This window comes from Pseudoalteromonas sp. BZA4 (genome assembly GCF_040104395.1).
GTDB lineage: Bacteria > Pseudomonadota > Gammaproteobacteria > Enterobacterales > Alteromonadaceae > Pseudoalteromonas.
The window spans coordinates 33,632-40,359 of the sequence record NZ_JBECOT010000037.1 but is presented as its reverse complement, the minus strand read 5'-3'; the positions used below and the strand labels follow the sequence as shown (position 1 = coordinate 40,359).

Sequence of the window (6,728 nt, the reverse complement as noted above, 5' to 3'; positions counted from 1 at the left end):
CGATCAACTGCTTGTAACTCATGGTAAATGCTTCTGTTTGTTTGGCGACGATAGAGTACCACCAACAGGCAGTTGATCTCTTCTCACCGTTTAACCATGAGTGGTGCACTTATTATCTGAATTCGGGAGAAAAGAAATAATTTACGTGTTTAGGCTTATCTCCATTTAAAAAATGTTTAACTTGATCCTTATTTAGTTCATATATAACTCCACCAATTTCACTTCTAATGTTAGCTAGTGTTTTTCTATGAACAAACAACTCATCTGATATAGACTTGTTTAAGAATACCCCCATTAAACCAATGAACACGGGTAGTACTACAAGCGACTCAGAAAAATCCATTTTGTTAGAAAACGCAGCACCAACTACTAAAGTTTGCAGAGTTACAATCCATTTAGTTACTTCGTAAAGCTTTTGCTTTGCTTCTGAAATAACCTTAAGAGTATCTTGATAGCATAATTCGTACTGCTTATCTTGTGTTATAAATTCTACTTCCTTCAATCCATACCTCCTTAATAATGGAAATAAACTTTATTCTCAGATTGAACCTAAGACCAAATTCACTAATGATGAACAAACTACAAAACTAAATTTAATCGACTTAAAGAGCAACTGTAATTAAAATTATGTCTCAAAAACAATAAGCTAAGAAGAATGCAATTTATCTATGTACCAAAATAGTTGATATTCAGTTAAATCACATCCAGCCGACTTATTCATATAACTTTAAGTAGCTAAAGAAATTTAAGTTTTATATTTTACTTGCTGTTATTTCAATCTTATACACTTCAACACCCTCAGTCCCAACCTCAATCGTTGCAGGTTCATTAAGGTTTACCATTAACTTAGGTTCTTGAAATTTATTGTAAGAGCCATTTTCAAATTTATAGAGTGCTGATGTTAGTGTCACAGTTTGCTCGTTCAATGTAGGGGTTACATCAAATTTAAGAATATCATCTGCAGTCACTGTTTGAGTTTTGTCTTCTTCAGTTTTAACAACGTGCGTTTTTACAAGTTGATTATTCAAATAAAGGTTAAGGTCTAATTGCAAGCTTTCTGCAGCTGAGGCACCAAATGCAGCGAGAGATAACAGCACCATTCCTAACTTTTTCATTATATTTTCCTTAATAGTAGGCTTACCCTAAAATGGGGAAAACCAACTTATCAGGTACTGAGACTTGGTGCAATTGTTTAACACTCTGTAAGTTAAGTGTTTTTATTAGAATAAAAAGCAAACTTTTGTAACGTTCTACCTCTTAACTGGTGATGACTCAAAGATCTCGTAATGTCGCTCAACACAGGTGGTTACTTTACCCCATAATGAGTTTTTAACTCTTTGCTGATGATATTCAAATGCCGATTTATCTATAAACTCTTCGTATACATCAAAGCGAAGTGGGTTTTCTGTATGTTCAGTAACACTGAAAGTAATGCAACCAGGCTCTTCTAGGGTAAGACGCCTATGAGTCACCAACTCAGATTTAACGTTCTCCAAGTCAGACTCAGGAACTAAAATAAACCCTTTCAACGTTACTTTTGACATAAATACCCTTACAGAATGAGTCGGAACATAACGACAAGAACTGGATAGTCGCAAATTGCTGGCTTCCTGATATATTTATCAGGCCCTCAACTAGTAATGACCCAGTTTTAATAATTGATCTACTGCCTTTAAAACTTACCGCTTAAAGCTTAAAACTATTAACTTTCAGCTATTCGCCTTCTTCCACCAAACCAACATAAATCTGGCTATTGGCATCTACCTGAAAGCAGCTGATCAGGTTTTCTTTCACCAGCTCTAACATGGCGATAAAACTAACGACAACACCACTTCTGCCCTCTTCTATGGTAAAAAGAGTACTAAAAGGTAGCTGTGATTGGGCTTCTGAGAGTTTATCTAAGATTAAGCTCATGCGTTCACGGGTCGATAAGGCTTCTGCGGTAATATGGTGGTGTTCAAATGTTTTAGCTCGGGCCATAACGTCGCTTAGCGCAACTAACAAGTCTTTCATGTCAACGTCAGGTAACAGCACCTCACGCTCACTCAATTCTGGCACCAGTGCTTCGGCAACAAAGATATCGCGGCCTTCGCGAGGAATTTCATCAAGATTTTCGGCGGCTTTTTTAAATTGTTCGTATTCTTGTAAACGTCTTACAAGCTCAGCTCGTGGGTCTTCTTCCTCTTCAAGCTCCTCATGTTTTGGTAGTAATAATCGTGATTTAATTTGTGCTAATAACGCCGCCATCACAAGGTATTCGCCAGCCAGTTCAAGCTGAAACTCGCTCATCATTTCAACATAACTAACGTATTGCTCTGTAATACTAAAAATAGAGAGCTCTAATACATCGAGTTTATGTTTTTTTATTAAATACAAAAGTAAATCGAGAGGACCTTCAAAGGTTTCTAAAATGATCTCTAATGCATCGGGTGGAATGTATAAGTCTTCAGGTTTATCAACCACCGCTTTGCCATGCAAAAAAGCCAGTGGCAGCTTTTGCTGTACTGGCTCTTGTAAATTATCTGGCGCGTCAAGCTCTGGGCTAGTCAATGAAGTCTCTACTCAAATGGTTTAGTATCACCGCAACCCACACGTAAGATTTCGATATCATCATCCGACAAGTCAATTACTGTGGTTGCCTGTTCAGGAAGATAACCACCATGAATAATTAAATCAACTTGCTTTTCAATGCGATCGCGAATTTCATCAGGATCAGCCTCGGTATATTGCTCACCCGGTAAAATTAAAGAACACGACATTAACGGCTCACCTAATTCAGCCAATAAAGCACAGGTGATTGGGTGTTCGATAACACGAATACCAATGGTTTTTTTCTTTTCGTTTAATAAACGCTTTGGTACTTCTTTAGTGCCTTTAAAGATGAACGTATAAGGCCCAGGGGTGTTATTTTTAATCAATCTGAATAACTGATTATCAACGCGAGCATAAGTAGATAGCTCTGATAAGTCACGGCAGACTAAAGTAAAGTTATGGTGTTTTTCAATACCACGAATACGTTCGATTCGCTCTTTTGCTTGCTTATTACCAATGTTACAGCCAAGTGCATAACCCGAATCGGTTGGGTATACGATAACACCGCCCTGCTTAATAATATCAACCGCTTGGCTGATTAAGCGTGGTTGCGGATTATCTGGATGAATATGAAAAAACTGACTCATTACACGCTCCTATTGCCCTTCCCATGCTTGCCAAACCCCTTGGCAATCTTTTGGTAAGTATAAATTTTTACCTAATTCCAACCAACTGGTCGGAAAATGAAAATCTGACCCTTGTGACGCAAGTAAGCCATATTCACGACTCAGTTCACCTAAAAACTGGCGCTCACTGGGTGCTTGCTGTGGTTGTGCAACTTCCATCGCATCGCCACCTGCGTCTTTAAATTCAATAATTAACTTACGTAGCCATTTGTTAGACATTTGATAACGCCCAGGATGAGCAAGAACGGCAACCCCACCGGCTTGGTGAATGGCAGCAATTGCGGTTTGCATATCACACCAACTACTTGGTACATAGCCTGTTTTTCCTCGCCCTAAGTACTTTTTAAATACCCCAGGAAAGTTTTTAGCAACACCACGCTCAATCAGAGCTCGGGCAAAATGCGCCCGTGTGATCTGAGCGTTTTCAGCAAATGTTTTTGCTTGGTCGTAAATGCCTTCAAAACCATTTTTCGCAAGGCGACGACCGATCTCTAAAGCGCGCTCTTCACGCTTGCCTTGTTGTGCTTGTAATAATGACAACAGTGCGTCATTTTCATCATCAACATTTAAGCCAACAATATGAATTTCAAAGCTTTCCCATTTTGTTGATACTTCAACGCCAGTAATTAATTTAAGCGGTAAATTATCATCTGCAATGACTTGGCGAGCTGGTTTTATCGCACTTAACGTGTCGTGATCGGTAATTGCAAACACATCTATGTTTTTCTCAACCGCGCGGTGTAACAATTGCTCGACTGATAGCTGACCATCTGAGTATGTGGTGTGGCTATGTAAATCGTATTTTATCAAAGGGAAAGACTGCTTTACATAAGTTCTTGAATCAATGATGTGAGTATAACAAAAATTTAGTGCCAGGGCGTGATTATCTTTTTAGGTTAGACATATATACCCACATAAATGGGCAATTGCGATGGGTAAATGCCGAACACGTATTAATATGTAAATTAATGCTTGACAGTATCGGCTCAGGTACGCTTTACTGTATGCACTTTCAGACACGTTAAATAAGCAATAACAATGAACAAAACAATTCAAATCACAATTTGGTGGTGGCACTCGTAACTAGCGGGTGACGAATTGTCGTGTCTAACGATTTCAAAACCCGCTCATGTAGCGGGTTTTTTTATATCTAAATTTTAAGGTTTTATAATGAATTACATAGCAACTCTTACACATCATTGGTGGTGGCGCCTGGCTTAGCGGGACGGTAAGGGTCTATCTAATTTATAGGCATCTTTATACGAACCCCGCCAAGCATCGCTTCGCGGGGTTTTGTTTTTTAAAGAGTTTTTGGGAATGAGGGAGAATGAGGTTTGATTTTTAGTCATATAACAACGACACCAGGTGAAGTAACCAGTATCACTCAAGTGCGCGACTACATCAGTAGCCCACTTGCGTTATACAGTTTACTCGATAAGCCTAATTCACTGCTGTTAGAGTCTGCTGAAATTGATTCTAAAGACAGTGTAAAAAGTCTAATTTTGGTTGACTCAGCGCTACGTATTGTTTGCCAAGGCAAACAGGTCACACTCACTGCACAGTCAAATAACGGCAAACAATTACTGCCTTATTTACAAACTCATGTGCAAAACTGCTCTGCAGAGCTTGTAGAAGACACATTAACGTTAACCTACAACGAGGTAGCAAGCGACATTGATGAAGCCAGTAAATTAGTAGCAGATAACGCATTTAGCGCGCTACGTAGCTGTATTAATAGTATTAAAAGCACCACAGATAACCCATTTTCTGTGTTCTTAGGCGGTGTATTTGCCTACGATATGGTTGCTAATTTCGAAACTCTTTCTGATGTGCCTGACGGCGAAAACAGCTGCCCAGATTATGTTTTCTACCTAGCCGAAACGTTAGTTGTCATCGACCATCAAGCAAAAACAACCGAGCTAATTGGCAATGTATTTAACGGCCCTGAAGTTCATGCTAATTGCTTTGAGGTTGGTCAACAGTTGGAGCGTTTAAATGCCGTATGTGACAATGCACAAAGCTACCAAGGGCAAAAGCAAACCGGCACAAACCCAATTTCTGTTGATGTTAGCGACGAGCAATACTGCGAACACGTCATCAAGTTAAAAAACAACATCGTTGATGGCGATATTTTCCAAGTTGTTCCATCACGTACTTTTTCTCTCGCCTGCCCTGACTCACTTCATGCTTACAGCCAACTAAAACAACAAAACCCAAGCCCATATATGTTTTACATGCGCGATGAAGAGTTCGTGTTATTCGGCGCATCACCCGAGTCAGCCCTCAAATATTGCGCAGAGAGTAAACAAGTTGAGGTATACCCAATTGCTGGTACTCGCCCTCGTGGCAAGTTTGCTAACGGGCAAATTAATCCAGACCTAGACAGCCGCATTGAGCTTGAACTTCGCAACGACCAAAAAGAACGTGCCGAGCACCTGATGTTAGTTGATTTAGCACGAAATGATGTAGCCCGTATTAGCGTACCAGGCACGCGTCACGCAAAAGAATTATTAAAAGTAGACCGCTACTCACAAGTGATGCATTTAGTTTCACGCGTGGTGGGTACTTTAAAACCTGAACTCGATGCGCTACATGCTTACCAAGCTTGTATGAACATGGGCACCTTAGTGGGTGCACCTAAAGTACGCGCTGCTGAGTTAGTTCGTCAAACCGAACAAAAACGCCGCGGCAGCTATGGCGGTGCTGTGGGTTATTTAACGGGCGATGGCGCCATGGATAGCTGTATTGTTATTCGCTCTGCCTTTGTTAAAAATGGCACGGCCTATGTACAAGCAGGTGCAGGTGTGGTGTTTGATTCAGATCCACAATCAGAAGCCAATGAAACCCGCGCTAAAGCACAAGCTGTGATCACTGCGATTCAATCGACTTACGAGGCACAATAATGACGACAACATCAGCCTATAAAATCTACTTTTTAGATAACTTTGATTCATTTAGTTATAACTTAGTCGATGAACTTTCTATGTTAGGGTGCCAGTTAGTGGTATACCGTAATAACATCAGTGCACAAAGCATCTTTGACAAAATGTGCCAAGAGACCGTACCTGTGTTACTAGTGCTATCACCTGGCCCTGGTGCACCATCTGATGCGGGTTGTTTAATGGAACTCATTGAACTGTGTAAAGGTCGCTTCCCTATGCTGGGTATCTGTTTAGGGCAGCAAGCACTAACACAAAGCTACGGTGGGGTTATTGGTCATGCAGGCGAAACTGTGCATGGCAAGTCATCAATTATTGCGTTGACTGAGCACCCAGTATTCGCGGGTATGGGCGATAAAATGCCGGTTGCTCGTTATCATTCATTAATGGCAACCAAAGTCCCTGATGACGTTGAAGTAATTGCTTGTTATGAAAATATTCCGATGGCAATTTACCATCAACAAGATAATGCCCTTGGGTATCAGTTTCATCCTGAGTCAATTTTAACGCCAAATGGCGCATTGCTATTACAGCAAAGCATTGAATTTTTAACCGCACGCGTGCAGTAGAG

At 40.3% G+C, this 6,728-nt stretch carries 8 protein-coding genes; 2 read left to right on the top strand and 6 right to left on the bottom strand.

Translation table 11 applies throughout. From position 1 onward, the window contains the following. Positions 1–112: 112 nt before the first annotated feature. The 6 genes from ABMY41_RS14815 to ABMY41_RS14790 form a co-directional block, all read right to left on the bottom strand. Entirely contained in the window at positions 113–502 is a 390-nt protein-coding gene (locus ABMY41_RS14815) for a hypothetical protein (RefSeq protein ID WP_349275240.1), read from the bottom strand. 250 nt (positions 503–752) lie between these two features. Next, on the bottom strand, positions 753–1,115 hold the full coding sequence (locus ABMY41_RS14810; protein WP_055021146.1) for a hypothetical protein: 363 nt from the start codon (positions 1,113–1,115) through the stop codon (positions 753–755). A 135-nt stretch (positions 1,116–1,250) separates the two neighbouring features. Further along, the gene (locus ABMY41_RS14805) at positions 1,251–1,544 is read right to left on the bottom strand and encodes an antibiotic biosynthesis monooxygenase (protein ID WP_287245257.1); all 294 of its coding nucleotides are present in this window, start codon (positions 1,542–1,544) and stop codon (positions 1,251–1,253) included. Between the two features lie 169 nt (positions 1,545–1,713). Further along, a complete protein-coding gene (locus ABMY41_RS14800; RefSeq protein ID WP_349275238.1) occupies positions 1,714–2,550 on the bottom strand; it encodes a ScpA family protein in 837 nt (278 codons plus the stop codon). An 8-nt stretch (positions 2,551–2,558) separates the two neighbouring features. Next, the gene (locus ABMY41_RS14795) at positions 2,559–3,179 is read right to left on the bottom strand and encodes an L-threonylcarbamoyladenylate synthase (protein WP_055021149.1); all 621 of its coding nucleotides are present in this window, start codon (positions 3,177–3,179) and stop codon (positions 2,559–2,561) included. A 9-nt stretch (positions 3,180–3,188) separates the two neighbouring features. Next, positions 3,189–4,028: a PHP domain-containing protein gene (locus ABMY41_RS14790; protein WP_349275236.1), complete on the bottom strand. Its 840-nt coding sequence runs from the start codon at positions 4,026–4,028 to the stop codon at positions 3,189–3,191. Positions 4,029–4,552: 524 nt separating this feature from the next. Between ABMY41_RS14790 and ABMY41_RS14785 the strand changes: the two genes are divergently transcribed. Then, positions 4,553–6,121: an anthranilate synthase component 1 gene (locus tag ABMY41_RS14785; protein ID WP_349275234.1), complete on the top strand. Its 1,569-nt coding sequence runs from the start codon at positions 4,553–4,555 to the stop codon at positions 6,119–6,121. After that, positions 6,121–6,726 carry an aminodeoxychorismate/anthranilate synthase component II gene (locus tag ABMY41_RS14780; protein WP_175081744.1) on the top strand — a complete coding sequence of 202 codons (606 nt, stop codon included), beginning with the start codon at positions 6,121–6,123 and terminating at the stop codon, positions 6,724–6,726. The genes ABMY41_RS14785 and ABMY41_RS14780 overlap by 1 nt, the downstream gene beginning before the upstream one ends. The last annotated feature ends 2 nt before the right edge of the window (positions 6,727–6,728 follow it).

Bases quoted from the DNA above. Each gene is read 5' to 3' on its own strand.
- ABMY41_RS14810 (WP_055021146.1), bottom strand. From the start codon at position 1,115: ATGAAAAAGTTAGGAATGGTGCTGTTATCTCTCGCTGCATTTGGTGCC.
- ABMY41_RS14805 (WP_287245257.1), bottom strand. From the start codon at position 1,544: ATGTCAAAAGTAACGTTGAAAGGGTTTATTTTAGTTCCTGAGTCTGAC.
- ABMY41_RS14795 (WP_055021149.1), bottom strand. From the start codon at position 3,179: ATGAGTCAGTTTTTTCATATTCATCCAGATAATCCGCAACCACGCTTA.
- ABMY41_RS14780 (WP_175081744.1), top strand. From the start codon at position 6,121: ATGACGACAACATCAGCCTATAAAATCTACTTTTTAGATAACTTTGAT.